Annotated in this window: 2 protein-coding genes; both read right to left on the reverse strand. The window is 57.8% G+C overall.

Annotated elements, in window-relative coordinates; genetic code table 11:
- On the reverse strand, positions 1 to 475 hold a 475-nt coding region (locus ACM3N8_RS22340; RefSeq protein WP_416016606.1), incomplete at its 3' end, for a hypothetical protein.
- Positions 476 to 485: 10 nt separating this feature from the next.
- Positions 486 to 891: hypothetical protein (locus tag ACM3N8_RS22345; protein WP_416016607.1), on the reverse strand; the 406-nt coding region annotated here is incomplete at its 5' end.

The following is an 891-nucleotide window of genomic DNA, read 5'->3' on the forward strand; positions in this document are numbered from 1 at the left end:
TATGAGCCAATGCCACACAATCCATCAAACGACGGCGATCACCGAGCAAGGCCAGCAGCATCGCCACATACCCCATGCGCCCAAAGTCAAATCCTGCATGAGGCTGCAACAGGTTCAACTGTCTGCTGCGATGCAACTCTATCTGGTAGTAACGCACCAGTTGCCAATAGAGCAGCGGATAGCGGCGATATTCTGTTTGTGGCCAACGGCCTGCCAGCAAGCTTGTTCCCACCAAGTGATCCAGCTCCGCCAGGCAAACACTCTCAACCCTGGGCAGCAACGCGTATTCATCCCCTTCAGGAAGGGGAATATTGGCGAGCGTCTTGTCAACCCATTGTCGAGCATGATCGTAAAATTGATTTTCACTTGAAACCCTTGTTAGCAGCTTCTTACGACAATAGGGTTCTCGCTTGGGAAAGCGGGGCCAGGAAGCGTAATCAAATTGGGCGAGCAGGGCGGTCAGGTGAGGAGACATACACATTCTCTTATGGGGTCGATGATGATTTGGCGGCGCTCTTTCGGCGCGGTTTAGGGGCATCACCCCGCTGTGGTGGCCACTTGGGAATACCTCGGGCCAGAACTGCCTCCAGCTCGCTCAGACTAGGCCAGACACCGGGCGCGGCGGATGCGGGGGGCTGACACATCTGCGCCAACAGTGCCGGGGCTTCGGGATAGTGGGTGGCAAAGTGGCGCGGCAGGGCTGCGTAAGGCCACACGTCGGCGGGATCCTCCAGCGCAGGCGGCAGCACATCAAAAGGCGCAGTCATCAGGGGATGATTCACCACCGACAAGGGCAATCCCGCCCATTGGCGCAGGCGTAATACCAACAGCACCTCCAGCGGCCAGTAGCACCACCAGCCGATGATCGCCTCCTTTCGATGGAAACGGGGA

The organism is Aeromonas sp. A04, from assembly GCF_047780465.1.
In the GTDB taxonomy this organism is placed as follows: domain Bacteria; phylum Pseudomonadota; class Gammaproteobacteria; order Enterobacterales; family Aeromonadaceae; genus Aeromonas; species Aeromonas bestiarum.